Source organism: Geobacillus sp. FSL W8-0026, assembly GCF_037966255.1.
In the GTDB taxonomy this organism is placed as follows: Bacteria; Bacillota; Bacilli; order Bacillales; family Anoxybacillaceae; genus Geobacillus; species Geobacillus icigianus.
In genome coordinates, this window is record NZ_CP150194.1 from 3604040 (window position 1) to 3631029 (window position 26990).

Sequence of the window (26990 nt, forward strand, 5' to 3'; positions counted from 1 at the left end):
GTTCGTTTTCACTCCAAAACATTTCCTTGGTCATTGATGACTTGTCCTTCAAAGGCGTTGACGAAATAATCTTCCTTGCGATTGACGACAATATGCCATGTCGGTGTCAATACTTGAGAGGCGGTGAATTGGACAAGTCCGTAATAGCCGAGTTCGACCTTAGTGACGCGGTCCCCCGGCTGCAAATACCCTTTTCGATACAGCGTTTCAAGCGCCTTGATCGCTGGGACGATGTCTTGTTTTCGTTCATATTTTTCCAAGTCGTCCAACATCGTCTGTTCATAGGACAATGCTTCCTGCTTTTTGTTTACATGGATGACCAGCTTGCTGTTTTCGTTGCCATAAATCATTTTGCCGTCGTACACTTGATAACAGATAACTGTCCCTTCATTTTCATTGAACGACCAAAAGGCATACTGTCCCCCGTTGACCATGTAATGCTGCAAAAACTCGCGCAGTCGATACGGGTCATCGACCGGCAAAACAAGCGGACGGGTAAATGTTCCTTTGATTTTTGTTTTTCCTTCGATTTTCACTTTTTGGCTCGGCAACTTTTTCACATCGGCCTCGGTGAATTGACGACTTTTGCCGCTGACATACGCCGCCTTCGTCACTTCTTTCGGCAGCTCGACATACGTAATGCCATTGGCCTCAAGCTGCTCTTCAATCGTCGTTTCTAAAATGACGTCCAGCTGGCTGCTGCTTCGTTTTTCCATAAATTGATAGCCTAAAAAGCAGTCGAGAACGAGGAAGACGATGATAAAAATGGTCTTCGTTTTACTCCAATCCATGCGCTTCCCCTCCTCGTTCCGTTCCGCTCGGTGCCACCTTTTTCCACGTTTGCCCGTATAAATAAAACCATGCTGGTTCAAGGCGGATCACTTTTTCCCGATCGGGATCTTTCACGAGCTCATAGCCGATGACGATATTTTTGATCAGCGACCGGCGGACGCCTTTCATTTGTTCGAGCTGTTTGACGGCTTCGCGGCCGGACGGCAGCGTTTTCGGCGTGCGGCTACGGTCAGCGATTTCTAAGCGAAAGAGCGGGCGTTGATACTTCATTAAATCGCTCGCCCCCCACGTTTCCACAATTTCAGACATGCCATAATCGTTAAAAACCGGATAGCCGTTGACAACGAGCTGGAACACGACTTTCCGATCTTCTTCGTTCCAGCGGGCGAAATGGTACAGATCCGTCCAGCCGCCATGTTCGTTGACAAATTCAATGCTTTTTTGAATGAGATGGGTTTCCGGCTCTGTCTGCCCGCTGTTTGAGACGCGCGCCGCCGGATTGACGTATAAAAGCATGCGTTGCAGAAAATCAACATCCATCAGCCTTGATCCGTCCGTATACTCTTCACCGAACGGAATGAAGTCTTTTTTGACGAAGCTGGGGTCGCTAAACAGCGCCTCTTTAAACTTATCAGCGTCCAGTTCATCTGTGTAATATTGCAGGCTGTTCAACGTCACTTCGTTTTCCGGCAAATAAAGTTGCTTCATTTCACTGATCGGGTAGGCGAAATACCGAGGAAAACGGTTCGCCTCCCTCGCCAGCCGGTTGATGACGGATAGCGAAGCGTCAGTGGCGGTCGCCCGGTAAATTTTCCGCTTGTCGGTCGCGATAAAGTATACAGGAAACTCGTCCTTTCCGCCAAGCGGAACAACGAGACGGTCAAACGCCAATCCTTCCGTTTTTTTGTCTTCAATCGTAAAAATCAAGCGGTAAATATCCATCGGCACTTCGTCGGGATAAATGACTTCCAGCCGCTCCTTGCCGCTTAAAAACGATAAAAACTTCCCTTGTGGGACAGAAGAAGAAATATCTTCGAAGTCATCAAGCGACCATTTTCTGATCTCTTTTAACGCCTCATTTTTTTCCTCTTCTTTCACGACCGCATAGTGGATCCCGTTTTTATGAATCAGCACTTGTTCCGGCTGCACAACCATTGCCGTGTCCACTTGCGTATTGCTTACGGAGACGTGTTGAATGTATTCATCGCTGCTTTGCAACACGTCGTATCTCGGGTGGTATGTCCATAAAGCAAACGTCAGCATCACGCTGATGAATACGAGCGCCGTCAACACGATGGTTTTGATCGTCTCATACATCGTCCCAGTCATCCTTTTGTTCTCGTTCTACCGGCAATGTAAAGTAAATCGTCGTTCCTTTATGTTCTTTGCTTTCCGCCCAAATCGTCCCGCCATGGGCAAGCACCACTTCCTTGGCAATGGCCAGCCCGAGGCCGGTCCCGCCCAGTTTGCGCGACCGCGCCTTATCAACGCGGTAAAAACGTTCAAATATTTTACCTAAGTCAGCCTTCGGAATGCCGACCCCTTCGTCGCTAACGCTGACGATGATTTCATCAGCTAGCTGGCGCACGCGGAACGTAATCGTCCCGCCTTGAGGAGAGTATTTCAACGCGTTGGAAATGATGTTGTCCAACACTTGCGTAATTTTGTCCTCATCCACTTCAATAAAAATCGCCTCACGGGGAATTTTGCGGACGAACCGGATGTTGTCGCTTTTCGTCAGCTCAAACCGGTCAATGACTTTATGAAAATAGGCTGAAAAATTGATCCACGTTTTCTTGAGCTTGTAGTCTTTGCTGTCGAGCTTGGACAGATGAAGCAAATCGTTGACGAGCCGGATCATCCGCTCGGTTTCATTTTGCACGACTTGAATGAACCTTGGAGCGATGTCTTTATCTTGCCAAGCGCCGTCGGCGAGCGCTTCTAAATAGCTTTTCATCGTCGTGAGCGGCGTCCGCAATTCATGCGACACGTTGGCGACAAACTGCCGCCGCTCGCGATCGATTTTTTCCTGTTCGGTAATGTCGTGCAAAACGACGATCAATCCGTTGACAAATCCACCCTCTTTTTGAATCACCGACAACGACGCGCGCAAAATGTACAGTTCCTCATCCGTGCTGAAATCTAAAATGAGCGAATCGCGCTCCTCTAACAGCGTTTCAAACGTATACTGGTCGGCAAGGCCGAGCACGTCGACGATCGAACTCGACAGCACTGTTTCACGTGAAACATTCAAAATGTTTAGCGCGGCATCGTTGATGAGAATGACGCGCCCCCGGCGGTCGGTCGCGATCACGCCATCGGTCATATGCGTCAACACCGACTCGAGCTTGCGCCGCTCCCCTTCGGTGGTCGCCTGCGCCTCTTGCAATTTTTTCGTCAAATTGTTGAACGTCATGGCCAATTGGCCGATCTCATCGTAGCCGTACACTTTGACCTTGCGGGAGAAGTCTCCTCTTGTCATCGCCAGTGCTTGCCGGCGCATATCAGAAATCGGGCGAGTGATCGTGCGCGACAAAAAAATGCCGAGCACGGCGGTAATGGCGAGAGCGATCCCCGTTCCGGTCGCCAAAATCATATTGATTTGCCGCATTTGCGAAAAGACGTTTTCCATCGAAGCGATGACGTAAATAACGCCCTTAATTTCCCCGCTCGTTTTGATCGGTGTCGAGGAAATATACATGCGATGGCCCGTCTTTTGATCGAGCATCATTTGATCAACCATTTCCCCAGTAATCAGCGACCGCTTGATATAAATTTGCGTTGTCCGCTTTCCGACGATGTTTTGCGTATATGGGTTGGACGTCGCCAGCACTTTTCCTTTGTCATCGATCACTTGCACTTCGGAAATGTCTTGAGAAACGAAGTCATGAAGAAGCGAGCGGATGTCTTCTTCTAACGTCGGGCTATTCTCATCCCGCTCCCGATTCATCGCCTGCTCGATATTATAAGCGAGCAGCGTCACCCGCTCATTCAACGAGTTTTTAAAGTTTTGCACAAGTTCGGTTTCCAATTTGCGGACGAAGTAGACGCCGATAATTTGCATGGCGACGAGAATTAACAGCACATAAATGATGACAAACTTAAAATGAATGGAACGAAACGGCCCTACTTTTTTCATGTTCGTTCATGACTCCTGTTCCGGGTTGCGCAAATAGTAACCGACCCCGCGGCGGGTGACGATCCAATTCGGGTGGGATGGATTGTCTTCAATTTTTTCCCGCAACCGCCTTACCGTCACATCGACCGTGCGCACATCGCCGTAATAGTCGTAACCCCAGACCGTTTGCAGCAGATGTTCGCGCGTCATGACTTGTCCAATGTGTCTGGCTAAATAGTGGAGAAGCTCAAATTCGCGATGGGTCAGTTCGATCGTTTCGCCCCGCTTCTGTACGACATAGGCGTCCGGGCGAATGACGAGCGGGCCGATGGCAATTTCATTCGTTTCGCTTCCCTCTCCTTCTTGCGCGGCTGTTTGCGCATGACGGCGCAAGTTCGCCTTCACCCGCGCGAGGAGCTCGCGTGTGCTGAACGGCTTGGTCACATAATCGTCCGCGCCGAGCTCCAACCCGAGCACTTTATCAATCTCGGAATCTTTCGCCGTCAGCATAATAATCGGCATGTCGTATTTTTTCCGCACTTCGCGACAAACTTCCATGCCGTCTTTTAACGGCAGCATAATATCCAATAAAATCAAGTCCGGCATCGTTTCTTCGACTTTTTGCAGCGCCTCTTCGCCGTCGTAGGCGCAAATGACTTCATATCCTTCTTTTTGCAAGTTAAATTGCAAAATATCGGCAATCGGTTTTTCATCGTCGACGACTAAAATGCGTTTTTCCATCTCGCACACATCCTTCCTTTTGCGATGGAATGCTATCATTACTAATTTACCATGTTATGACCATGAAATCATCCGTTGCCGGCTGCCATTTTGAGGAGTCGAGCGAAATTGGCGCTGTCGTTTTGCCGCCCAATGACGAAACAGGCATAGACGCCATGCATCTATGCCTGTTTTTCCTATGGTCTGCTGCCGCTGTTTACGCGTAGACGCTGCGAACGACATTCGTTTGCGAGCGATCCGGACCGACGGAGAAAATCGAAAGCGGAATGCCGGTGAGCTGGGAAATGCGCTCGACGTAATGGCGGGCGTTCGCCGGCAATTCATCAAGGCTTTTCACGCCGGTAATATCCTCTGTCCAACCAGGCAGCTCCTCATAAATTGGTTCGCATTCGGCCAACACTTTTAAGCTTGCAGGAAACTCTTCAAGCACTTGGCCGCGGTAACGATAGGCAACACAAATTTTCAACGTTTCGATGCCGGTCAACACGTCGATCGAGTTGAGCGACAAGTCGGTAATGCCGCTCACCCGGCGGGCATGGCGGACGACGACGCTGTCAAACCAGCCGACGCGGCGCGGCCGACCGGTCGTCGTCCCGTACTCGCGGCCGACTTCGCGAATGCGATCGCCGATTTCATCGTGCAATTCCGTCGGAAACGGCCCGTCGCCGACGCGCGTCGTGTACGCTTTTGCCACTCCAACGACATGTTTGATCTTCGTCGGGCCGACGCCGGCACCGATCGTCACCCCACCGGCGACCGGGTTCGACGATGTAACAAACGGATAGGTGCCTTGGTCGATATCGAGCATGACGCCTTGCGCCCCTTCAAACAAGACGCGGCGCCCTTCATCCAAGGCGTTGTTCAATACGACCGAGGTATCGCAGACGTACGTAGCGATTTGTTGGCCGTACTCGTAGTATTGTTCGAAAATGTCTTCCAGCCGGAAGCCTTCCACTCCGTATACCTTTTCAAACAGCACGTTTTTCTCTTCCAAATTGCGAGCCAACTTTTCGGCAAACACCTCGCGGTCAAGCAAGTCAACGATACGGATGCCAACCCGGGCCGCTTTGTCCATGTATGCCGGCCCGATTCCTTTTTTCGTCGTGCCGATTTTGTTCGCACCTTTCCGCTCTTCTTCCAGCTCGTCCAGCTTCAAGTGGTACGGCAAAATGACGTGGGCGCGGTTGCTGATGCGCAAGTTGTCGGTCGCAACGCCGCGCTCGTGCAAGTACGAAAGCTCGGCGACGAGCGCCTTCGGGTCGACGACCATCCCGTTGCCGATGACGCAAATTTTATCTTTATAGAAAATGCCCGATGGGATCAAATGCAGCTTATACTTCTCTCCGTTGAACACGATCGTGTGCCCGGCGTTGTTTCCCCCTTGGTATCGGGCAATGACCTCTGCGTTTTCCGATAAAAAATCCGTAATTTTTCCTTTCCCTTCATCACCCCATTGCGTGCCGACAACAACGACTGACGACATGGCGAGCACCTCCAGTTTTCCTCGGTCTGAACATTGTCAGTGTATCAGTTTTCAGCCGCAAAGTCAATGAAACACGAACATTCAAAACATCCTTATCTTGTTTTATTCGTCAATGATTCACTGGAGGCATCGACAAGGCGACGTTGCGCAGGCACGGCAGAATCAGAGGCAACCGCCGGCTGCACACCGTTACGCTCCGGGCGGAATGTGCGCCTCATCGAAGCGGCGTTCTAAGTTGACAAATTTGTTGTACTCTTTAATAAAGGCGAGCTGCACCGTTCCGACTGGACCGTTCCGCTGTTTGGCGATGATGATTTCAATGATGTTTTTATGCTCTGAATCTTTGTTATAGTAGTCGTCGCGGTATAAAAAGGCGACGATATCCGCATCCTGCTCAATGCTTCCCGATTCGCGAATATCGGACATCATCGGCCGCTTATCTTGGCGCTGCTCTACGCTCCGCGACAGCTGCGACAAGGCGATGATCGGCACCTCAAGTTCACGGGCGAGCGCCTTTAACGAACGGGAAATTTCCGATACTTCCTGTTGGCGGTTTTCCCGATTGCGTCCGCTTCCTTGAATGAGCTGCAAATAGTCAATGACAATCATGCCAAGGCCGCTTTCTTGTTTCAGTCGACGGCATTTGGCGCGAATGTCGCTGACGCGGATGCTCGGCGTATCGTCGATGTAAATGCCGGCATTGGATAAGCTGCCCATCGCCATCGTCAATTTGCCCCAATCTTCCGGCGTCAGCTTGCCCGTGCGCAAGCTTTGTGCGTTGATGTTGCCTTCGGCGCAAAGCATCCGCATCACAAGCTGCTGGGCGCTCATTTCCAAGCTGAAAATCGCCACGTTTTCGTTTGTTTTCGTTGCGACATTTTGCGCGATATTCAAGGCAAACGCGGTTTTTCCGACTGACGGCCGGGCAGCGACGATAATCAAATCGCTGCGCTGAAAACCGGACGTCATCCGGTCCAGTTCGGTAAACCCCGTCGGGATGCCGGTGATATCCCCGTTCCGATTGTGGAGCATTTCAATATTGTCATAGGTCTGAACGAGAATATCGCGAATCGTTTTAAAACCACCGGAATGTTTCCGTTGGGAAACTTCCATAATTTTTCGTTCCGCTTCGTCGAGCAGGATGTCAATCTCATCTTCGCGGGTGTATCCGTCTTGGGCGATCGATGTCGCCGTGCGGATGAGGCGGCGAAGCACCGATTTCTCTTCAACAATGCGGGCGTAATATTCGACGTTGGCCGCCGTCGGCACCGAATCCGCCAGCTCGCTTAAATACGAAACGCCGCCCACTTCCTCAAGCTGCTCGGAGGCGGCGAGTTCCGCCGTCACCGTCACTAAATCAACCGGCTCGCCTTTATCGGCCACCCGGAGCATGGCATGAAAAATTTTTTGGTGTGCCACACGATAAAAATCTTCGGGAATCAATCGTTCGGAGGCGAGCGTCAGCGCGGTAGGATCCAAAAATACGGCGCCAAGCACAGCCTGCTCGGCTTCGATGCTTTGCGGAGGAATTCGTTCGGAAAACAGTTCGCTCATCGGTTTCACCACCTTTTCCCCCGTGTTTTTCATTCCACGCCAAACCTTCAAAGCTGAGAAGCAAGGAACCCCGCCGCAGCGGGCGGGGGCATCCGACAACAGCTGTTATTTTTGCTCGGTGACGTGCACTTTCAACGTGGCTGTCACTTCCGGATGAAGCCTTACTGGCACATTCGTATAACCGAGGGAACGAATGGCGTCAGCAAGTTCCATTTTTCGCTTATCAAGCTTTACGCCATGTTGATCGTAAAGCGCCTCGACGATCTGTTTGCTTGTGATCGAGCCAAACAAGCGGCCGCCCTCGCCCGCTTTCGCCGCGATTTCCACCGTCAGTTTTTCGAGCGCTTCTTTCAGTTTTTTGGCATTGGCCAGCTCTTCCGCAGCCTGGCGACGCTCTTTTTGCTTTTGTGCTTCGAGCGCTTTAATATTGGCCGGAGTCGCTTCAATAGCGAGCCCTTGCTTGAACAAAAAGTTGTTCGCATAACCGTCAGCTACGTCTTTGATTTCGCCTTTTTTCCCTTTTCCTTTCACATCTTTTAGAAAAATGACTTTCATGATGGCTTCCCCCCCTCAAAATAGTCATGAATCGCCTCACGCAGCTGCCGCTCCGCCTCTTCGACCGTCACGTCAGACAGCTGGGCGGCAGCGTTCGTTAAATGCCCGCCTCCGCCGAGCCGCTCCATGATCAATTGCACATTGACATCGCCAAGCGAGCGGGCGCTGATGCCGACCGTTCCATCCGCCCGCTTGGAAATGACGAACGAAGCGACAACACCGCTCAGTGTCAGGAGCGTGTCAGCCGTTTGCGCGATCAACACTTGATCGTGCACCTCATGTTCGTCCCCACTGGCAATGGCAATGCCGTGCTCATCGATGGCGGCCCGTTCAATCAGTTTGGCGCGTTTGACGTAATTGGCGATGCTTTCCCGCAGCAGCTTTTGCACGAGCACCGTGTCCGCTCCCTGAGAGCGCAAGTACGAGGCGGCGTCAAACGTCCGCGAGCCGGTGCGGAGCGTAAAGCTTTTTGTATCGACAACGATGCCGGCAAGCAAAGCGGTAGCTTCCAACATCGACAACTTCATGCGCCGCGGTTGATACTCCAAGAGTTCGGTAACGAGCTCGGACGTTGAGGAAGCGTATGGCTCCATATAGACGAGCAGCGGCGCCTCGATAAACTCTTCCCCGCGGCGATGGTGGTCAATGATGACAATGTGGTCGGTGCGGTATAGCAACCGCTCCTCAATGACAAGCGACGGTCGATGGGTATCCACGACAATGAGCAGCGTATCATCTGTCACCAACTCGAACGCCTGCTCCGGCTTCAAGCACCTTGACCATAAATCGGCCTGCTTTTTCATTTCCTCGAGCAGCCGCTGCACCCCAGCATCCGTTTTCGCCGGGTCAATGACGATAAATCCTTCCTTTTGGTTCGATTGAACGACTTTTAAAATGCCGATGGCCGCCCCAAGCGCGTCCATATCCGGATACTTGTGGCCCATGATGAGCACTTTGTCGCTTGCAACGATCAATTCGCGAAGCGCATGGGAGATGACGCGGGCGCGGACGCGCGTCCGTTTTTCCATCGGATTCGTTTTGCCGCCGTAAAATTTCACTTTCCCGGTTCCTTGCTTAATCGCCACTTGGTCGCCGCCGCGCCCAAGCGCCAAATCGAGGCTTGATTGCGCGAGCGCGCCAAGTTCAGGAAGCGGAGACACACCGGCGCCGATGCCGATGCTCAGCGTCAGCTGAACATGATGCTTCGCCGTCTGTTCTCTCACTTCATCAAGGATGGAAAATTTGCTTTTTTCCAATCGGCTCAAGATCTGCTCATTCAACACCGCGATAAACCGGTCGGACGATGTCCGCTTTAAAAAGATGCCATAATCATTGGCCCACCGATTCAGCACAGAAGTGACAAGGCTGTTCAGTTGGCTTTTCGCTTGATCGTCCATCCCTTGCGTAATTTCATCATAATTGTCGAGAAAAATAATGGCGAGCACCAAGCGTTCCGCCTCGTATTTTTGCTTCAATTCCATATGCTCGGTGACGTCAAAAAAGTAAAGAAGCCGTTCAGAGCGGCGAATGAGCACCTTGAGTCGCTTTCCATGAAACTCAAAGATCTCTTCGTCCGTTTTTCCTCTTTTGACGAAAGCGGCCAATGGCTCGGACAGTTCAGCGAGAGAGCGGCCGACTAACGTCTGCTCTTTGAAGCAGGCGGCCAGAAAGCGATTGGACCAATCGATCTCGCCGTCTTCATTCACAAGCATAATGCCGACCGGCATTTGCATGAGCGCTTCTTCCCCGACTTTTTTAACGCGATGCGATAAGTTGGAAATATAATGTTCCAGCTCTTGATACAAAGAGCGCTGCGACCAGATGACGCTGTACAGAACGAATCCAATGCCGAGAAGGGCGACCAGCCCGATCAGCCATTGGAAATAAAACAGGCCAATCGCCATTAGCACCGCCATGGCGGCCAACGCATAAAGCGGATAGCGATACGCTTTCCTTTCATAAAAATGCATTCAAGTCAGCTCCTACTTCGGAAGAAATGACTCACCTTATCCAATTATCATATGCGGCGGCGCAAATCAAATCCTAAATCAATTATACCGAATATCGCCACAAGATAAAGTAGAAAAGGCAGGAATAAGCAAAGGACCGTCCCCGCTACCACCACGCCTTTGGCGATTCCTCTTTTGTAGGCAACAGCGTACAAAAACGAAAAACCTTGCACGATCATGGCTAGGTGTAACACATACGATACATTTAGCACCGCCATATAGGCAAACGATCCTTCTTCCAGCGGAAACAAGGAGAGAAGGAGGACGACAACATAAATCCATAGCACGCTTTTGGGCCACGTCAACTCACGAAACGGCGGCCATGAACCGACCGGCAGCTTTAGCCTTTTCATCACTGGCAGCGAGACGATGATCGTCACATACGAAAGCGCCAACGCCGCGATGACAAACAGCGTCGGAATCATATAGCCGATCAGCTTCAGTCCTTGTTCGATCTGCCTTTGCATCTCCAAAGATGGCGCTTGCCCCATCCCTTCCATGAGACGCATCGCGGTGTCAAACGATTCACGCACGAGCGCAAGCGTATCTTGGATCAGATCGACGTGCAAAAACTGAATCGAGATGATGTAATCAAGGACGATATTGAGCAAAAATACAAACGTACCGACAAGAAGAACAACGTACCGGTTTCTCTGTTTGGAAAGCAGCGCGCCAACCGCGATGCCAAACGTGCCGAACATCAACGCCATCGGCAGCGCCAGAAGCGAACCGATCAAACCGGAGACGACAAGGGCCGCCGCCAGCAGCAACATAGCAGGAATCCATCCGTGGCGCATCGTGAACACCATAAACGGAAGCGCCAAAAACAGAGTAGCAACGATCCCGACGACCGGCACGTACAGCGCAAACAAAAACAAAACGGCAAACAGCGCAAGCTCGATCGCCGCCTCGGTGAGAACATGCGTGTTTCGCAAGGAATGTTCCCCTTTCTTGACCAGATATAAAAAAAGCAGTAAGGTTCCCCTTACTGCCCTTTTCCGGCTCATTCATCCGCAACGTACGGCAAGAGCGCCATTTGACGCGCGCGCTTGATCGCTACCGTCAGTTTGCGTTGATATTTTGCGCTCGTTCCCGTTACGCGGCGCGGCAAAATTTTTCCGCGTTCAGAGATGAATTTTTTCAGCAAATCGACATCTTTGTAGTCGATATGCGTAATGTTATTCGCCGTGAAGTAGCATACTTTGCGGCGTTTGCCGCGTCCGCCTTTCCGTCCTGCCATTTTTGTTTCCTCCTTTCTTTCTTCGCTTTCCGGACCGCCGCCCGCCCATGGGATCAGCGCTCTCCCCATTTTTCGAGCGGAGGACGGTGTTTTCAGACGATGAACTGCCCGCCACCTACGCTTCGCTTAGAGGTGGAGGCTTCCAACGACTTGGGCGGTGTTCGCCAAACTAAGCCACACCCAAGTCCCCTTTACGCCTTCCTTCGCTCCGAAGGCATCCGTTCAAACAATCGATGACCACATCCGTCGGCGATCGCCGACATCCCTCTTCCACTTACTCATTAGGCTTTGCCCTGTGCACATTCCTTGAGGTGGAAGACTTCTGTCAGAAATAACGTTAAAACGGCAAATCGTCATCGGAAATATCGATCGGCTGACCGTCATCGGCGAAAGGATCTTCATCGATGCGGCCCGCCTGTTTGTCGTTCGGATATCGGTGGTTCTGATCTTGTCCGAATGGGAATGGATCCCCATAGTAGCCGCCTGCTGCTGCCCCTCGCTGCTCGCTCACACCTTTGGGCTCTAAAAATTGGACGCTGTCAGCCACCACTTCCGTGACATAGACGCGCCGGCCTTCTTGATTTTCGTAGCTGCGGGTCTGCAGCCGGCCATCGACTCCAGCCAAACTCCCCTTTTTGAGGAAATTCGCCACATTTTCCGCTTGGCGGCGCCAAACGACGCATTGAATAAAATCCGTTTCCCGTTCGCCTTGCTGGTTTGTAAACGGCCGGTTGACGGCAAGCGTGAACGTGGCAACAGCCACTCCGCTTGGAGTGTAGCGCAACTCCGGATCTTTCGTTAACCTGCCGACTAAAATGACGCGGTTAATCATCAGAACCACCTCTTGCCATAAAGAAAAAATTATTCGTCTTCCTTGACGACGATATGACGGATAATGTCTTCGCTGATGCGCGCTAAACGGTCAAATTCCTGCACCGCTTTCGGCTCCGCTGTGACGTTGATGATCATGTAATAGCCATCGCGGTATTTTTGAATTTCGTAAGCTAAGCGACGCTTACCCCAATCCGTCACCTTTGTAATCTCCGCGCCGTTTTCTTTCAACACGTTGTTGAACCGTTCCACGAGAGCTTGTCTCGCCTCATCGTCCATGTTCGGGCGGATGATGTACATAATTTCGTATTTTCTCACGCTCGTCACCTCCTTTTGGTCTGAACGGCCCTTCCGCTGAAGGGCAAGGAGCAATGAACATTACTCACATTTATTGATTATACCATGATGGATAACGATAAGCAAGGTAGTTTGCCGCATTTGCGCGGCACAAACATTTGCCATCCTCATTTTGGTTGAACTAGCGGCCTTGCTTCTTTCGGGGGAATGCGAAACGCTAGAAGGCCGGTGATTTAAGGGGGCAAGCCGCTGATCAAACCCGTTTCTCAAATGGATAAGCCTTGTCGCATCAGGAGCGCCTTTCAAACATTCCCCCATTGCTCAAGAGAAACGACCGTTTTTCATCAGCCTCCTAGAAGGATGGTGAAAAACCGCTGTTTGCCTTGATCCGATGATGGAACGTGTGAACATAGAAGCTAATGCAACTAGTTTTTCTATTTGAAAAATGATTCTGAGAAGCGGTTGCGTGAGTAAATCACCGACCTCCTAGACGTTGAATCGGAAATGAATAATGTCGCCGTCTTGCACTTCATAGTCTTTTCCTTCAAGCCGCACCTTGCCCGCCTCGCGCGCTGCCGCCATGGAACCGGCAGCGACTAAGTCATCGTATGAAACCGTCTCGGCGCGGATGAAGCCGCGCTCAAAATCGGAATGGATGATGCCCGCGCATTGCGGCGCTTTCATCCCTTTTCGAAACGTCCACGCCCGCACTTCCTGTTCACCGGCAGTGAAAAACGTCGCCAGCCCAAGCAAACTGTAAGAAGCGCGAATCAGCTGGTCAAGGCCGGACTGCTCAATGCCGAGCTCCCGCAAAAACTGCTGCTTTTCTTCCTCGCTGAACTCGGCAATTTCCTCTTCAATTTTGGCGCAGACGACGATCACTTCCGCGTTGTCGCGCTTCGCAAACTCGCGCACGTCCTTGACAAACGGATTGCCGTCAGGATCGGCGACGTCTTCCTCGCCAACATTGGCGACATACAGCATCGGTTTGATCGTCAACAAGTGCAGCTGCTTGACGACTTTCATCTCTTCCTCAGAGAATTCGAGTGTGCGCGCCGGTTTGCCGGCTTCGAGCGTTTCTTTCAATCGCAGCAAAATCCCGTGCTCAAACGCCGCCTCTTTATCTTTTTGCTTGGCGATTTTGCCGACCCGCTCGATTCGTTTGTCAACCGTCTCTAAATCGGCCAACACAAGCTCCAAATTGATCGTTTCGATATCGGCGAGCGGATCGACTTGGCCGGCCACGTGCGTAATGTTTTCATCGCTGAAACAGCGCACGACTTGGCAAATGGCATCGACTTGGCGGATATGGGACAAAAACTTATTGCCAAGCCCTTCTCCTTTGCTTGCCCCTTTGACAATGCCCGCAATATCCGTGAATTCAAACACGGTCGGCACCGTCCGCTTCGGCTGAAACATGTCAGTTAATACTCGAAGCCGCTCATCGGGCACTTCAACCACCCCAACGTTTGGCTCAATCGTACAAAACGGATAGTTCGCCGACTCGGCTCCGGCTTTCGTAATGGCGTTAAACAACGTCGATTTGCCGACGTTGGGCAAACCGACGATTCCTGCTGTCAATCCCATGGATTCCACTCCTCTTTTCCCGTTCGGTTATTCTTCATGCTTGACAAGCACTTTTTTCATTTTGCGGACAAATTCCTTCCGCGGCAGCAACACACTGTGAGCGCAGCCCTCACATTTAATGCGAATGTCAGCGCCTAGACGAATCACTTTCCATCGGTTCGTCCCGCACGGATGCGGTTTTTTCATTTCCACGATATCATAAAGACCAAATTCTTTTTCTTCCATCTGTCCACCTCCTCGCGATCACAGCTGTTGTTTTTGCGGCTTGGCGTCCAGCTGTTCCTCCCCGCCGCGGCGATGCAGCACAAGCCGAGGATACGGAATATCAATGCCGCGTTCATCAAGAAGCTTTTTGACTTCTTTGCGAATCGCGCGAGCCACCGCTACATGACGCATCGGCTTCGTTTCGCACGTAATGCGGAGGACCACTTCCGCCCCGGTGACGTTTTGCACGCCGAGCAACTCCGGTGCGGCGGCCATATCTTCGTATTTCTCCGGCAGCTGCGGAAGAAGCTCGCGGATCGCTTGTTCCGCCTCTTCAATATCTTCTTCATAGGCAATGCTGACGTCGACAACAGCCAAGCTGTTATGCAACGAAAAGTTCGTCACTTCGATAATGCTGCCGTTGGGCAAAATGTGCACTTCTCCCGTCCAGCTTTTAATTTTTGTCACCCGCAACCCGATTTCTTCCACGTATCCTTCAAAGTTGCCGATGCGCACATAGTCACCGACAGCAAACTGATCCTCAAAAATAATGAAAAATCCGGTAATGACATCTTTGACTAAGCTTTGCGCCCCGAAGCCGACCGCTAATCCAACGACCCCGGCCCCAGCAAGCAATCCTTTCACCGGAACACCAAATGTATCTAAAATCATTAAGAGCGCCATAAAATATAGTACGTACGTAATGACATTGTCGAGCAGGCGAACAAGCGTCGCCTCCCTCCGTTCGGAAATGCGGATCGGCGCCTTTTGCCGCACGCGAAACATATTATGGACAGCCACTTTTAACACTTTCACGGCCACGGCGCACACGAGGAAAATCAAAACGATCTTCAGCGCCCCTTTTCCTATCTCCAGCCACAGCGTTTCATCAGTCAAAAACGCCAACAGTTCATCGACCATTTTCTCGATCGCTTTCAACGTTGACAACACCTCGATCTTCTTCGTTCTGCGCTTTTTATTTTAACAAGACAGGCCATCGATGGGTAGCCCGATGTTTTCGCCATCCGCATCACTCGCGAACAAGAGCGGGAAAATAGGGGAAGAAACGTATATCATTCTTTTATTTTCCGTATACTGTTAATACTTTTGGATGGAAAGTAGGAGTGAAAGGAATGAGCATACCATCGATTTTTTTCTCTTCCAAGGAGGAAAGAGACCGCATTTTTTACGATGAGCCAGGGGCGGTATCATTGATCGCTTGGCGGATCGCCGCGCTGCTTCCGGATCCGCTCGTCCAGCCGGTCGCCATCGTTTGCATCGGCACCGATCGATCGACGGGCGATTCGCTCGGACCGTTAGTGGGCACGATGTTGAAAGAAAAGCCGTTATCCCGCTTTCATGTATACGGAACACTCGAGGAGCCGATTCACGCCGTCAATCTTGAGGAAAAAGTGGAGGCGATTCGACTGACTCACGATGAACCGTTCATGATCGCGGTGGACGCCTGCCTTGGTCGGTTGAAAAGCGTCGGCGCCATCACCGTTGCCAAAGGGCCGGTTCGCCCCGGGGCTGGAGTCAATAAACAGCTGCTTCCCGTCGGGGACGCCCATATTGCCGGGGTGGTCAATGTCAGCGGATTTATGGAATTTTTTGTCCTGCAAAATACGCGCCTTCACTTGGTCATGAACATGGCCAAAACCATTGCCAACAGCATTTACGAAGCAGAACGGTTCGTCGTTCGCAAGGAGCGGCTTGGCGCCCCTCCGCTTTCGAAAGATCGGCGGTCGTTGTGGTAAAAAAAGGGTCCGCTATCGGAGCCCGTGCACCGCTTCGCCTAAAAGGTTGGTGAAAAATCGCTGTTTGCCTTGATCGATAGTGGAACGCGCGAACATAGAGGTTGAGGCAACAAGTCGTTTCCACTTGAGAAACGATTCGGAGAAGCGGTTGCGCGCGTCAATCACCAGCCTCCTAAAGAGGGCGGTGAAAAACGGTCGTTTCTCTTGAGCAATGGAGGAACGTTTGAAAGGCGCTCTTGACGCGACAAGGCTTATCTGTTTGAGAAACGGGCTTGATCAGCGGCTTGCTCCCTTAAATCACCAGCCTCCTAAAAGTCCGGTGAAAAACCGCTGATTCCCTTCATCAATGGGAAAGCGCGTGAAAAGCAAGACCGATGCAACAAGGTTTTTCTCGTTGAGAAATGAGATGGCAAAGCCGTATCCACGACAATCACCGGACTCCTCATGATTGGCGATAGCGGACGGCCAATCCCCCTCTTTCTCAGTCTCAGCTGTTGAAAGAGGGGGTTGCACGCGGCTTGCCGTCCCACTACCAGAACGAAAGAAGAAAAACAGCGCCCGCCGTGACAACAATGCTCGGCAGCAAATTCGCCACCCGAATGTTCGTTACCCCGAGCATATTGAGACCGATCGCCATAATCAAAATCCCTCCGGTCGCTGTCGACTCGGCGATAAAGGAATCGAGCACGCTCTTTGGCACAAACCGCTCGATTTGCGTCGCCAATAACGCGATGCTGCCCTCGTAAACCATCACCGGCAGCGCGGAAAATATGACACCGATGCCAAGCGTCGTCGTCAAAATGACGCTGGCGAACCCATCCAAAATCGATTTTGTGTAGAGGACGCTATGGTCGCCGCGCAGCCCGCTGTCCAGCGCCCCGACAATGGCCATCGCGCCGATGACAAACAATAACGTCGCGCTCACAAATCCTTGGGCGATGCTTCCCCCGTTCCCGCCCACTTTTTTCTCGAGCCATCGGCCGAGCCGGTTCAGCTTTTCCTCCCAGTCCCACCACTCTCCGAGAATGCCGCCAAACACAAGGCTAATGATGACAACAAGAACCTGCTCGCTTTTCATCCCCATCTGCACGCCAAGAAGTGCCACAGCCAGTCCGATTCCTCCCATCACCGTTTCTTTGACGCGGTCGGAGATGCGGCGAAACGCCTTGCCGATCAATGCTCCAGCTACAATGCTCAGCCCATTGACGATCGTTCCTAGCAATACCATGATGAACCACTCTTTCCAACCAATTGAACATCCTCGATCATCGGCCTACTCATCAAACCGCACATCGAGCAGTTCTAATATTCTCTCTAAATCTTCCGGAGAAAAAAATTCAATTTCGATTTTTCCGCGTTTTTTCGTTTGTTTAATGGTGACGTTCGTTCCGAATTTTTCGCGCAGCAACGCTTCGCTTTCGCGAAGAAACACGCTTTTTTCTTGCTTTTTTCGCTTCAATGTTTCACGTGGAACATCGGCATTGGCCTGCTGAATCAGCTTTTCCAGCTGACGGACGTTCAGTCCTTCGCGAATCACCCGTTCCACAATCGGTTTCATTTTGCTTTTTTGCTTCAGCCCCAAAAGCGCGCGGCCATGCCCCATCGAAAGAGTGCCATCGATGAGCAGTTTTTGCACATCGGAAGGGAGGGACAACAAACGCAAATGATTGGCGATGTGCGGGCGGCTTTTCCCGACGCGGCTGGCGACTTCCTCTTGGGTCAAGTGCAGCTTGTCCATCAACATTTTATACGCCATCGCTTCTTCGATCGGGTTCAAGTCTTCACGCTGCAAGTTTTCGAGAAGCGCAAACTCCATCATTTGCTCGTCGGTCAATTCGCGAACCACCACTGGCACTGACGACAAATTCGCCTCTTTTGCCGCCCGGTAGCGCCGTTCGCCGACAACGATTTCAAACCCTTTCAGTGCGCGGCGGACGATGAGCGGCTGCAAAATGCCATGCTGCAAAATCGATTGCTTCAGCTCCTCGATCGCCTCGGGTTGAAACGTTTTCCGCGGCTGGTACGGATTCGGCCGAAGATCGTGAATGCTGACTTCCCGCACAGTTTCTTCGTTTCCGTCCATTCCGTTGAGCGGGAAGTTGTCAAACAGCGCGCCGATGCCTTTGCCAAGCCCTCTAGCCACGTTCAAGCACCTCCTTCGCTAAATCCAAATACACTTCGGCCCCCCTCGACTTGACATCGTACAAAATAATCGGTTTGCCATGGCTTGGCGCCTCGCTCAACCGCACATTCCGCGGGATGATCGTCTCGTACACTTTTTCGCGGAAATACTTTTTGACTTCTTGAATGACCTGCAAACCTAGATTTGTCCTTGCATCAAGCATCGTCAACAGAACGCCTTCAAGGCGCAAATCGTAGTTTAAATGCCGCTGCACAAGCCGGATCGTATTGAGCAGCTGGCTGAGCCCTTCCAGCGCGTAATATTCGCATTGGACCGGGATAAGGACAGAATCGGCCGCCGTCAACGCATTCAGCGTCAGCAACCCGAGCGAAGGAGGACAGTCAATAATGATAAAGTCATACTTGTCTTTTAGCGGTGCGAGCGCGTTTCGCAACCGAATTTCGCGAGAGATAACGGAAACGAGCTCAATTTCCGCACCAGCCAGCTGGATCGTTGCTGGAATGACGTATAAATTTTCGATGTCTGTCGGCCGAATGACGTCTTTCGCCTTCATGTCACCGATGATGACGTTATAAATGCATTCGTCAACATCTCCCCGTTCAATGCCGATGCCGCTTGTCGCATTTCCTTGCGGATCGGCGTCAACCAACAGCACTTTTTTTCCGAGATGGGCGAGACAAGCTGACAAGTTGACCGCTGTCGTTGTTTTTCCGACGCCACCTTTCTGGTTTGCAATAGCAATGACTTTGCCCACGATGCCACCTACCTCTATCTCTTCCTCATAAACTTTATTTTATCATGAAAAAAGGAAAATGACTTTGTTTTCTGAAAGAAAAAACCCCATCAGCCGCGCGTGATGAGGCAAACGATGACCAGTTGATTATTTTTTGGCGATGCGAATCGTAATTTGATAGTAATCGTCCAATTCTTCCTCTTCCGATTGAACGGACACCCCGCTATTTTCCACCATCGAAAGCGACTGGCGAATCGTATTAATGGCGATGCGCATATCGCGGCTGAACGCCTTGCGCTTTGGCTTCGGCTTTTGTTCCCGCGCTTCAAGCAGCTTGACGACCCGGTCTTCCGTCTGCTTGACGTTCAGTTGCTTGTCGATGATTTCCTGCAGCAACTTCAGCTGTTTTTCTTTGTCTTTCAACGCAATTAGGGCGCGCGCATGACGCTCCGTAATCGCCCGCTGCAACAGCGCTTCTTGGACTTCCTGCGGAAGTTTGAGCAGACGCAGCTTGTTGGCAATCGTCGACTGCCCTTTGCCAAGCCGCTGGGCGAGCGCTTCTTGCGTCAAATCGTGCAGTTCGATGAGCCTGGCGTACGCCATCGCCTCTTCAATCGGTGTCAACTCTTCACGCTGCAAGTTTTCAATGAGGGCGACGGAGGCGGTTTCTTTGTCATTTAAGTTTTTGATGATCGCCGGGATTTCCGTCCAGCCGAGCTTTTGCACCGCCCTCCATCTCCGTTCGCCGGCGATGATTTCAAACTGTCCGTTTCCGCATTCGCGGACGACGATCGGCTGGATGATGCCGTGCGTGCGAATCGTCAACGCCAATTCATTGATTTTTTCTTCATCAAACATCGTGCGCGGCTGAAAGCGGTTCGGGATAATGCTTTCGACCGGAATGTGGCGAACTTCTTCCCTCTCTTGTTTTTCCCCCGCTTCTTCCAGCTCTCTCTCTCCAAAACTGAACAAGCGCGAAAATGGATGCTTCATCCCCCTACACCACCTTTGGACGTACTTAGCAAAACGCTCTCTTTGCCACCCGGCACGCGCGACCTTCTCCCTAGCTGTTTCCCCGTCATGAGACACGGGACGACGGAGCCGCCTTTGCGCCGTGTCCGCCGCCGGCTACTGAATGGGCTGCTTGCTCGGCGTTCCTGGCTTGCGCGGATATTGGACCGGCGTCTTTTTCGTTTTATGAATGAAAATAATGGTCCGCTCCCCCTCCGCAAACGGCAACGCGAACGTTTCCGCCGCCGCGACTTCCCCGCCGAGCACCGCGATCGCCTTTTTTCCCTCTTTCAATTCTTCAGGCGCCGAAGCAGCCTTCATGGCGATCAATGTGCCTCCAACTTTGACAAGCGGAAGACAAAGTTCGGCAAGCACCGGCATGCGCGCTACCGCCCTAGCCGTGACAACGTCAAACGATTCGCGCATTCCCTTTTGACGAGCGAACGTCTCGGCCCGATCATGATAGAGCGCCACTCCCTCAAGTTGCAGCGCGGCGACGAGATGGTCCAAAAAACGAATGCGCTTTTGCAACGAATCGACGATCGAAACGCGCAGATGCGGAAAGCAAATTTTGAGCGGAATGCTTGGAAACCCCGCTCCAGCGCCGACATCGCACAGCGAAAGCGGCGCGGAAAAATCGTAGTAAAAGGCGGGGGAAACCGAGTCAAAAAAATGTTTCACATAGACGCCGGGCTTGTCTGTAATAGCGGTCAAATTCATTTTCTCGTTCCATTCGACGAGCAGTTCATAATAGCGCTCAAACTGCGCAAGCGCTTGGGAAGAGAGGGAAATCCCCCTCTCCTCAAGCATGGCTTGAAATTGTGTCGCCTCCATAAGCCAATCCTTTCCCTCATGTTTATTCATTCGACACGCGCGCGATTCTTCCTTGTTCCAAATACACTAATAAGATCGAAATATCGGCCGGATTGACGCCGGAAATGCGCGATGCTTGGGCGATTGAGAGCGGGCGCACTTGTTTCAGTTTTTGCCGCGCTTCGGTCGCCAGACCTTGAATGGCGTCGTAGTCGATATCTTCCGGGATTTTTTTGTTTTCCATTTTTTTGAGCCGCTCGACTTCTTGCAACGATTTTTGAATGTAACCTTCATATTTGATTTGAATTTCGACTTGTTCCGCCACTTCTTTAGCGATCTCTTCATCGGAAGGCGCCAGTTTTTGGATGTGCTCGTACGTCATCTCCGGACGCCTTAGCAAATCAGCGGCGCGAATCCCGTCTTTCAGCTCGCTTCCGCCCGCCTGGCGGATGACTTCCTGCACCTCTGGCGTCGGTTTAATGATGATCGTTTGCAGCCGTTTTTTCTCCCGTTCGATCGCCTCTTTTTTCGCCAAAAATTTTTCATACCGTTCTTCGGAAATGAGACCGATCCGATAGCCGAGCTCAGTGAGGCGCAAATCGGCGTTGTCGTGGCGGAGCAACAGCCGATATTCGGCGCGCGACGTGAGCAGGCGGTACGGCTCGTTTGTCCCTTTTGTCACCAAGTCGTCGATCAGGACGCCAATATAAGCGTCCGAACGGCTTAAAATGATTTCCTCGCGGCCGAGCGCGCGGTGGGCGGCGTTAATGCCGGCCATGATGCCTTGCCCCGCCGCTTCTTCGTAGCCGGATGTGCCGTTAATTTGCCCGGCGGTGTACAAGTTTTTCACCAGCTTTGTTTCCAATGTCGGCCAAAGCTGTGTCGGCACGATGGCATCGTACTCGATCGCATAGCCGGCCCGCATGAGCTGCGCTTTCTCGAGCCCTGGGATCGTCTCAAGCAGCTTGCGTTGGATATGTTCCGGCAAGCTTGTCGACAGCCCTTGCACGTAGACTTCTTCCGTTTCCCGCCCTTCCGGCTCGAGGAAAATTTGATGGCGCGGCTTGTCGTGGAACCGAACGACTTTATCTTCGATCGACGGGCAATAGCGCGGCCCGGTTCCTTTGATCATGCCGGAGTACATCGGCGACAAATGCAAATTTTCATCAATGATGCGGTGCGTTTCCTCTGTCGTATACGTCAGCCAGCACGGCAGCTGATCGGTGATGTAAGTTGTCGTCTCGTACGAAAACGCCCGCGGCTCTTCGTCGCCCGGCTGAATTTCCGTTTTGCTGTAGTCGATCGTCCGGCTGTTGACGCGCGGCGGCGTGCCCGTTTTGAAGCGGACGAGCTCGAACCCAAGCTCTTCTAAATGCTCGGACAGCTTGATCGACGGCTGCTGGTTGTTCGGTCCGCTTGAGTATTTAATGTCACCAATAATAATTTCTCCGCGCAAAAACGTCCCGGTTGTGATGACGACGGCCTTCGCGTAATAATGAGCGCCCGTTTGGGTGATGACGCCTTTGCAGACGCCGTCTTCAACGATGAGCCGCTCGACTTTCCCTTGCAGCAACGTCAAATTTTCCTGATTTTCGAGCGTTTTCTTCATTTCCCGCTGGTACAGCACTTTGTCAGCCTGGGCCCGCAGCGCGCGGACGGCCGGACCTTTGCCCGTGTTTAACATCCTCATCTGGATATACGTTTTGTCAATGTTTTTCGCCATTTCCCCGCCGAGAGCGTCGATTTCGCGCACGACGATCCCTTTCGCCGGGCCGCCGATCGACGGGTTGCACGGCATAAACGCAATCATATCGAGGTTGAGCGTAATGACGAGCGTTTTCGCCCCGATACGCGCCGAAGCAAGCGCCGCTTCGCAACCAGCATGGCCGGCGCCGATGACGATGACGTCATACGTTCCTCCGTGATACTCCATTTCGTTTCCTCCTTGCTTATTTTCCTAAACAAAATTGGGCAAACAGCTGATCAATCAAACTTTCGTTTACTGTATCGCCAACGATTTCGCCAAGCAGCTCCCACGCCCGGCGCAAATCGATTTGGACAAGATCGACCGGCATGCCGGCGTCAATGCCGGAAAGCGCATCATCGACCGCCTGCTTCGCTTGTTCAAGCAGCGCGATATGGCGGGAGTTTGATACATAGGTCAAGTCGCCCGCCTCAAGTTCGCCGCCGAAAAACAGATCGGCGATGGCTTTTTCCAATTCATCGATTCCCTGTTCATGAAGCAATGAAGCCGTCACGATCGGTCGGCCGGCCGCCAATTTCTCGACCCGTTCCATATCTATTCGTCTCGGCAAATCGGTTTTGTTGACGATGATGATCGCGTCCATCCCTTCAATCATCGCAAACAGCCGCTCATCCTCTTCCGTCAGCGGCTCATGGTTGTTCAGAACAAGCAAAACGAAATCAGCCCGCTTCAGCATTTGCCGCGAACGCTCAACACCGATTCGCTCCACGACATCTTCCGTTTCGCGAATGCCGGCCGTATCAATCAAGCGGAGCGGTACGCCGCGGACGTTGACATATTCTTCAATCACATCGCGCGTCGTCCCTGGAATGTCGGTGACGATCGCCCGGTTTTCATGGACGAGCGCATTTAACAGCGATGATTTTCCGACGTTCGGCCGCCCGATAATGACCGTTGCCAAGCCTTCGCGCAAAATTTTCCCTTGATTGGCGGTCGACAGCAACTTTTCAATCTGTCCGCGCACATATTGCGCCTTTTCTTTGAGCAGGCGCGGCGTCATCTCTTCGACATCATCGTATTCCGGATAGTCGATGTTGACTTCAACGTGCGCCAACGTTTCTAAAATGGTCTGCCGCAATTCGCGAATTAATTTCGACAACCGCCCTTCCATTTGCTGCAAAGCAACGTTCATGGCGCGATCCGTTTTAGCGCGGATCAAGTCGATGACTGCCTCCGCTTGGGATAAATCAATGCGCCCGTTTAAAAACGCCCGCTTCGTAAACTCCCCCGGTTCAGCAAGGCGCGCCCCATTAGCCAGCGCCAACCGCAGCACCCGGTTGACGGAAACAAACCCGCCATGGCAATTAATCTCCACGACATCTTCACGGGTGAACGTCTTGGGGGCCCGCATCACCGACACCATCACCTCTTCAACGATTTGTCCGCTCTTCGGATCGACGATATGCCCATAATGGATCGTATGCGTCGGGACCTCTTTGAGCCGTTTCCCGCTCGGACTGCGAAAGAGCCGGTCGGCGATCTCCACCGCCTCATCGCCGCTCAATCGGACGATCGCGATCGCTCCTTCTCCCATCGGCGTCGAAATGGCGGCAATCGTATCAAATTCTGTCATGGCTTGTTCACCTCGCTTTTTCCCTGTCTTTTCTATATCCACAGCCCGTTTCCGCTGTCGCTTTCCGTGTGCATCGTTGCTCAGTTCAATTTTAACTTATCCACATGTGAATAACAATATGGCATGCTCATGTTGAAAAAAGACCATATGTGCGGCCGCGGTTTTGTTTCAAACCATCCTTTCCGCTGCCAGCGCCACCACGACAACAAAAAAAGGCCTTCCTCTCCTTATTCAGAGAGGGGCCTCTTTCGTCGGCGCTTTCGTTTCCATCGCCGGGGCCACGACGATTGATCGATGCGGATCGACCCCGACCGAATAAGTGGAGACCCGCTTATGGCGGGCCAGCGCAGTGTGAATAATTTTTCGCTCATGCGCCGGCAGCGGTTCGAGCCGGATTTCCTTCCCCGTTTTCACCACCTGAGCCGCCAGCTTGTTCGCGAGCTCGATGAGCGCTTTTTCTCTCCGCTCTCGGTAATGTTCAACATCGACGACAATGGACACATATTCATCGGCATAGCGGTTGGCGACGAGCTGCGCCAAAAACTGGAGCGCATTCAACGTTTGTCCATGTTTGCCGATCAGCAGTCCGACCGGTCCCCCGTGAACGTGAAGCGTCGCTTGTTTGCCGCGCCGCACCACTTCAATGCTTGCCCCTTCCGCTCCCATCTGCGCCATCACCCGTTCGAGAAAGCGCACCGCTTCCTCGATGGGATCGACCTTCAACACCGCCTTCACCACTGCCGGACGGCCGCCAAACAAGCCGAACCAGCCTCTTTTTCCTTCATCAAGCACGACGATGTCGACGCGCTCCCGAGGTGCACCGAGCTGGGCAAGCGCCAACCGCACCGCCTCTTCGGTCGTTGCCGCAGTCGCGGTGACTTCTTTCACTTTTTCGCTCCTCCTGAATGGGCAGAAACGTTCGGCCCTTTAATGAAATGCGTTTGCACAATAGAGAAAAGATTTCCGACGACCCAGTAAAGCGACAAAGCAGCTGGAAAATTGATAGCAAAAATGACGATCATGATCGGCATCACCCAAAGCATCATCGCCATTTGCGGATTTTGCTGAGCGGAGCCGGCCATCATGATTTTTTGCTGAATGAACGTCGTCACCCCGGCGATGACCGGCAAAATATAGTACGGGTCCTTTTCGCCAAGGTCAAACCAGAGAAAATTGTGCTGCGCAATCTCTCTCGTTCGCATGATGGCGTGATAGAAACCGATTAAAATCGGCATTTGAATCAAAATAGGAAGGCAGCCAGCCATCGGGTTGACGCCGTGCTTTTGGAACAAAAGCATCATCTCTTGCTGGAGTTTTTGCTGGGTTTGGGCGTCTTTCGAGCTGTATTTTTTGCGCAGCGCCTCCATCTCAGGCTGAAGCGCTTGCATGGCCTTGGCATTGCGCGTCTGCTGGATCATCAGCGGCAAAATCAACAAGCGAATCAACACCGTGACGACGATGATCGACAACCCAAAGCTTCCGCCAAGCAACCCGGCGACATGTTTGATCAGCCAAGAAAGCGGATAAACGATATACTCATTCCAAAAACCTTTGCTCTCCGGAGTGATCGGTTTGTTGATTTCCGTGCACCCCGCCAAGACAGCCATCAATGCACAACCTAAGACTATCCATACAATTCGCCTTTTCACCTTCTTTTTCCTCCCATATGTACGAGTTCACGTCTGTATTTTACCATCTTTTTTGGCTAGATGGGGCATCGTGTCAAACCGAGGGCCGCGACTTTGTCCCATTTTTCAGCGCGCCAGCTTTCCTGAGCACATGGATGAAGCTTTTTTTCACTTCCGTGTAACTCATCTCTGAAACGGGCTGTCTAGCGATGACGACATAGTCCTTGCCGGGGACGATTTCCTCTTTCAACTCGAGGAAACATTGGCGGATGTAGCGCTTGATCCGGTTTCGGGTGACGGCCTTGCCCAGCTTTTTGCTTACGGAAAGCCCAATGCGGAAATAAGGCTGCCCCGGGCGGTCAAGCGTGTAGACAACAAACTGGCGGTTGGCTGTCGAAACCCCTCGCTGAAACACTTCCTGAAATTCATCGTTTTTCTTGATTCGATGCTTTTTTTTCATTTTCCGTAAACACTCCATTTGCCCTCATTTCCAGGCGACCAATCACCACGTGAGAAAAAAGACCACTGAAACTTCAGTGGCCTATTATGCAGACAATACTTTTCTTCCTTTGCGGCGGCGGCGCGCCAGCACTTTTCTCCCGTTTTTCGTGCTCATGCGGGCGCGAAATCCGTGCACTTTGCTGCGTTTCCGTCTATTCGGTTGGTACGTCCGTTTCATCTATGACACCTCCCTAGGGAATAACTGTTACGGGCAGTCTTTCTCATTATATTGAACAATCTCAGCAAATGTCAACTGCCTCTTTGTTTCGCTCCTTCCACGCAACGATGTGGATAAAATTTCGCCACCAAAGTAACAATTCACAACATTTATCGACATTTTTTTCACATCTTCACCCGTGTGGATAACGAAATTTGCACAGTCTGTCCGTTTTGTGGATAAGCAAAAAAGCCGTTGCAACAACTTGTTTTATTTGCTATTATTATTGTGTTTTCACGATGGACAACTGTGTGGATAAAGAAAGATATCCACATTTTGTGGATAGGTTGTGGATAGTATTTTTCACAGGCTGTTGATCGCTTTGTCCACAGGTGGTGGAATTTGTCGAAAAGCCGCCTTTTTTCCTTAATATTGTTTTTTCCACAAACTTATTTTTTTAACCAAATGATCATCCGCTAACCAAGGGAGGGGCAACGG

The 26990-nt window shown here is 51.8% G+C and carries 27 protein-coding genes; 1 reads left to right on the top strand and 26 read right to left on the bottom strand.

The window, feature by feature from the left end:
* Positions 1–8: 8 nt before the first annotated feature.
* The 15 genes from NST29_RS18005 to NST29_RS18075 form a co-directional block, all read right to left on the bottom strand.
* Positions 9–791 (bottom strand): two-component system regulatory protein YycI, encoded by a 783-nt coding sequence (locus tag NST29_RS18005; RefSeq protein WP_061912662.1) that lies wholly within the window; start codon positions 789–791, stop codon positions 9–11.
* A complete protein-coding gene (yycH, locus tag NST29_RS18010; RefSeq protein ID WP_339232553.1) occupies positions 778–2109 on the bottom strand; it encodes a two-component system activity regulator YycH in 1332 nt (443 codons plus the stop codon). Before yycH ends, NST29_RS18005 begins: the two co-directional genes overlap by 14 nt.
* Positions 2102–3931, bottom strand: a complete 1830-nt coding sequence (gene walK / locus NST29_RS18015) for a cell wall metabolism sensor histidine kinase WalK (RefSeq protein ID WP_033017882.1) — start codon at positions 3929–3931, stop codon at positions 2102–2104. The genes yycH and walK overlap by 8 nt, the downstream gene beginning before the upstream one ends.
* A gap of 6 nt (positions 3932–3937) precedes the next feature.
* On the bottom strand, positions 3938–4651 hold the full coding sequence (yycF, locus tag NST29_RS18020) for a response regulator YycF (protein WP_033017880.1): 714 nt from the start codon (positions 4649–4651) through the stop codon (positions 3938–3940).
* A gap of 196 nt (positions 4652–4847) precedes the next feature.
* Positions 4848–6134 carry an adenylosuccinate synthase gene (locus NST29_RS18025; protein WP_033017903.1) on the bottom strand — a complete coding sequence of 429 codons (1287 nt, stop codon included), beginning with the start codon at positions 6132–6134 and terminating at the stop codon, positions 4848–4850.
* A 189-nt stretch (positions 6135–6323) separates the two neighbouring features.
* On the bottom strand, positions 6324–7688 hold the full coding sequence (gene dnaB / locus NST29_RS18030) for a replicative DNA helicase (RefSeq protein ID WP_033017901.1): 1365 nt from the start codon (positions 7686–7688) through the stop codon (positions 6324–6326).
* Positions 7689–7793: 105 nt separating this feature from the next.
* Positions 7794–8243 carry a 50S ribosomal protein L9 gene (gene rplI, locus NST29_RS18035; protein WP_033017878.1) on the bottom strand — a complete coding sequence of 150 codons (450 nt, stop codon included), beginning with the start codon at positions 8241–8243 and terminating at the stop codon, positions 7794–7796.
* Positions 8240–10213 carry a DHH family phosphoesterase gene (locus NST29_RS18040; RefSeq protein WP_033017877.1) on the bottom strand — a complete coding sequence of 658 codons (1974 nt, stop codon included), beginning with the start codon at positions 10211–10213 and terminating at the stop codon, positions 8240–8242. The genes rplI and NST29_RS18040 overlap by 4 nt, the downstream gene beginning before the upstream one ends.
* Positions 10214–10260: 47 nt before the next feature.
* On the bottom strand, positions 10261–11187 hold the full coding sequence (locus NST29_RS18045) for a YybS family protein (RefSeq protein WP_033017876.1): 927 nt from the start codon (positions 11185–11187) through the stop codon (positions 10261–10263).
* Positions 11188–11255: 68 nt separating this feature from the next.
* Positions 11256–11492 carry a 30S ribosomal protein S18 gene (gene rpsR, locus NST29_RS18050; protein WP_008880812.1) on the bottom strand — a complete coding sequence of 79 codons (237 nt, stop codon included), beginning with the start codon at positions 11490–11492 and terminating at the stop codon, positions 11256–11258.
* 337 nt (positions 11493–11829) lie between these two features.
* Positions 11830–12324: a single-stranded DNA-binding protein gene (ssb, locus tag NST29_RS18055; protein WP_033017875.1), complete on the bottom strand. Its 495-nt coding sequence runs from the start codon at positions 12322–12324 to the stop codon at positions 11830–11832.
* A gap of 29 nt (positions 12325–12353) precedes the next feature.
* The gene (gene rpsF / locus NST29_RS18060; protein ID WP_033017874.1) at positions 12354–12641 is read right to left on the bottom strand and encodes a 30S ribosomal protein S6; all 288 of its coding nucleotides are present in this window, start codon (positions 12639–12641) and stop codon (positions 12354–12356) included.
* 465 nt (positions 12642–13106) lie between these two features.
* Positions 13107–14207 carry a redox-regulated ATPase YchF gene (gene ychF, locus NST29_RS18065; RefSeq protein ID WP_033017873.1) on the bottom strand — a complete coding sequence of 367 codons (1101 nt, stop codon included), beginning with the start codon at positions 14205–14207 and terminating at the stop codon, positions 13107–13109.
* Positions 14208–14234: 27 nt separating this feature from the next.
* Positions 14235–14432 carry a DUF951 domain-containing protein gene (locus tag NST29_RS18070; protein WP_033017872.1) on the bottom strand — a complete coding sequence of 66 codons (198 nt, stop codon included), beginning with the start codon at positions 14430–14432 and terminating at the stop codon, positions 14235–14237.
* Positions 14433–14450: 18 nt separating this feature from the next.
* Positions 14451–15350, bottom strand: a complete 900-nt coding sequence (locus NST29_RS18075) for a mechanosensitive ion channel family protein (protein WP_108209729.1) — start codon at positions 15348–15350, stop codon at positions 14451–14453.
* A gap of 194 nt (positions 15351–15544) precedes the next feature.
* Between NST29_RS18075 and yyaC the strand changes: the two genes are divergently transcribed.
* Entirely contained in the window at positions 15545–16168 is a 624-nt protein-coding gene (gene yyaC / locus NST29_RS18080; RefSeq protein WP_033017870.1) for a spore protease YyaC, read from the top strand.
* A 529-nt stretch (positions 16169–16697) separates the two neighbouring features.
* On the opposite strand, the gene NST29_RS18085 is transcribed toward yyaC, so the two are convergent.
* The 11 genes from NST29_RS18085 to rpmH all read right to left on the bottom strand — a co-directional run bounded on the left by NST29_RS18085 (position 16698) and on the right by rpmH (position 26513).
* Positions 16698–17396 (bottom strand): DUF554 domain-containing protein, encoded by a 699-nt coding sequence (locus NST29_RS18085; protein ID WP_339232556.1) that lies wholly within the window; start codon positions 17394–17396, stop codon positions 16698–16700.
* A gap of 45 nt (positions 17397–17441) precedes the next feature.
* A complete protein-coding gene (locus tag NST29_RS18090) occupies positions 17442–18311 on the bottom strand; it encodes a ParB/RepB/Spo0J family partition protein (protein ID WP_033842767.1) in 870 nt (289 codons plus the stop codon).
* On the bottom strand, positions 18304–19065 hold the full coding sequence (locus NST29_RS18095; RefSeq protein ID WP_033017866.1) for an AAA family ATPase: 762 nt from the start codon (positions 19063–19065) through the stop codon (positions 18304–18306). Before NST29_RS18095 ends, NST29_RS18090 begins: the two co-directional genes overlap by 8 nt.
* A gap of 126 nt (positions 19066–19191) precedes the next feature.
* On the bottom strand, positions 19192–20037 hold the full coding sequence (noc, locus tag NST29_RS18100; protein WP_033017865.1) for a nucleoid occlusion protein: 846 nt from the start codon (positions 20035–20037) through the stop codon (positions 19192–19194).
* 135 nt (positions 20038–20172) lie between these two features.
* On the bottom strand, positions 20173–20889 hold the full coding sequence (gene rsmG, locus NST29_RS18105; protein ID WP_033844728.1) for a 16S rRNA (guanine(527)-N(7))-methyltransferase RsmG: 717 nt from the start codon (positions 20887–20889) through the stop codon (positions 20173–20175).
* Between the two features lie 22 nt (positions 20890–20911).
* On the bottom strand, positions 20912–22801 hold the full coding sequence (gene mnmG, locus NST29_RS18110; protein WP_033842766.1) for a tRNA uridine-5-carboxymethylaminomethyl(34) synthesis enzyme MnmG: 1890 nt from the start codon (positions 22799–22801) through the stop codon (positions 20912–20914).
* Positions 22802–22817: 16 nt separating this feature from the next.
* Positions 22818–24206, bottom strand: coding sequence for a tRNA uridine-5-carboxymethylaminomethyl(34) synthesis GTPase MnmE (mnmE, locus tag NST29_RS18115; RefSeq protein WP_033842765.1), 1389 nt, complete (start codon positions 24204–24206; stop codon positions 22818–22820).
* A gap of 231 nt (positions 24207–24437) precedes the next feature.
* A complete protein-coding gene (gene jag / locus NST29_RS18120) occupies positions 24438–25094 on the bottom strand; it encodes an RNA-binding cell elongation regulator Jag/EloR (protein WP_033842763.1) in 657 nt (218 codons plus the stop codon).
* Positions 25091–25855 carry a YidC family membrane integrase SpoIIIJ gene (spoIIIJ, locus tag NST29_RS18125; RefSeq protein WP_033842762.1) on the bottom strand — a complete coding sequence of 255 codons (765 nt, stop codon included), beginning with the start codon at positions 25853–25855 and terminating at the stop codon, positions 25091–25093. The genes jag and spoIIIJ overlap by 4 nt, the downstream gene beginning before the upstream one ends.
* 73 nt (positions 25856–25928) lie before the next feature.
* Positions 25929–26294 carry a ribonuclease P protein component gene (gene rnpA, locus NST29_RS18130; protein ID WP_033017858.1) on the bottom strand — a complete coding sequence of 122 codons (366 nt, stop codon included), beginning with the start codon at positions 26292–26294 and terminating at the stop codon, positions 25929–25931.
* Between the two features lie 84 nt (positions 26295–26378).
* On the bottom strand, positions 26379–26513 hold the full coding sequence (rpmH, locus tag NST29_RS18135; RefSeq protein ID WP_020961658.1) for a 50S ribosomal protein L34: 135 nt from the start codon (positions 26511–26513) through the stop codon (positions 26379–26381).
* Positions 26514–26990 lie beyond the last annotated feature (477 nt).